Below are 1,465 nucleotides of genomic sequence, written 5' to 3' on the forward strand. Positions count from 1 at the left end.
CCACGCACAGGCGGCGGACACTTGAGGTAACACCCCCCGGAGCGGCGGCGGGGGGGGCCGGCCCCGACCTGCCCCCCCCACCCCGGGCACCGCACGCGGCCGGGGACCAGCCGGGGATCAAGCCGGACGTCAGCCCACGACGGCCTGGACGGCGGGCAGCCGGTCACCGGCGGCGAGGAGGCGGCGGGCGGTGGCGAGGCCCATGCCGCTGGTGCCGCCGGTGATCAGGACGGGGCGTTGTCGGTCATGGCACCCACTCTCCCGACGGCCGTGGAGCCGGGGCCAGGCCCGGCCCGACCCTGGGTCCGGAAGAACCACCCTGCACCGGGAATCGACGGCGCCACCGGGTGGTTGGGGCAGGACGACAAGCGTGTGACACTCGCGAACAGGGGTCTGACATGAAGATCGGCATCATCGGTGCGGGCAACATCGGCGGCAACCTGACCCGACGGCTGACGGCGCTCGGGCACGACGTCTCGGTGGCCAACTCGCGCGGTCCGCAGTCGCTGGCCGCCCTGGCCGAGGAGACGGGCGCGACGGCCGTACCGGCCACCGAGGCGGCGCGTGGGGCACAGGTCGTGGTGGTGACGGTGCCGCTGAAGAACGTGCCGGACCTGCCGGCCGGGCTGCTGGACGGCGCGGCCGCGGGCGCGGCGGTGATCGACACCGGCAACTACTACCCGCAGCAGCGCGACGGCCGGATCGACGAGATCGAGGACGACGGGCTGACCGAGAGCCGGTGGACGGAGCGGCACCTCGGCCACCCCGTGGTGAAGGCGTTCAACGGCACCTACGCGCAGGACCTGCTGGAGCGGCCGCGGCCGGAGGGCGATCCCGAGCGGATCGCCGTGCCGGTGGCGGCGGACGACGAGGCGGCCAAGCGCGTGGTGCGGGCGCTGATCGACGAGCTGGGCTTCGACACGGTGGACGCGGGCGGGATCGACGAGTCCTGGCGGCAGCAGCCGGGCACGCCGGTGTACGGGCTGCGCGCCGGGGTGGAGGCGGTGACCCGGGCGCTCGCGGAGGCCTCTCCGGAGCGCCCGGCGGACCACAAGGCGTGACCCCGGGAAGGCGTGCTCCCGGGAAGCCGTGACCCGCGCCGACCTCGACGGGCCCGGTCAGCCCGTGCGGCGGGCCCCCTCGGCCGGGACGGCGGTGAGGGTGCGCGGGGCCGCGTAGCCGGCCGCGCGGAACGCGGTGGTGACGGCGGCGGCAACGGTGTCGGCGGCCGGTGCGTCGACGAGGGCGATCACCGAGCCGCCGAAGCCGCCGCCGGTCATCCGCGCGCCGTGGGCGCCGGCGGCGAGGGCGGCCTCGACGGCGAGGTCCCGGTAGGGGCCCGAGAACCGGTGGTCGTCGCGCAGGGGGGGGGGGCGGGCGGTGTGGTGAGGGCCGCGCGGGGGGGGGCGGGCCGCGGGCCGGGGGCCCCCGGGCCCCCCCCCGCCGCCCCGGCCGACCCGGCGCG

At 77.7% G+C, this 1,465-nt stretch carries 1 protein-coding gene and 1 pseudogene; one reads left to right on the top strand and one right to left on the bottom strand.

Features of this window, described 5'->3' with window-relative positions; genetic code table 11:
• The first annotated feature begins 347 nt into the window (after window positions 1-347).
• Entirely contained in the window at window positions 348-1,061 is a 714-nt protein-coding gene (locus ACFV6I_RS39045) for an NADPH-dependent F420 reductase (protein WP_380340471.1), read from the top strand.
• A 57-nt stretch (window positions 1,062-1,118) separates the two neighbouring features.
• Here ACFV6I_RS39045 and ACFV6I_RS39050 read toward each other — a convergent pair.
• Window positions 1,119-1,465: pseudogene (locus tag ACFV6I_RS39050) on the bottom strand (galactokinase); the annotation flags it as partial.

The sequence above is a fragment of the Kitasatospora sp. NPDC059803 genome, from assembly GCF_042732255.1.
Classification (GTDB): Bacteria; Actinomycetota; Actinomycetes; order Streptomycetales; family Streptomycetaceae; genus Kitasatospora.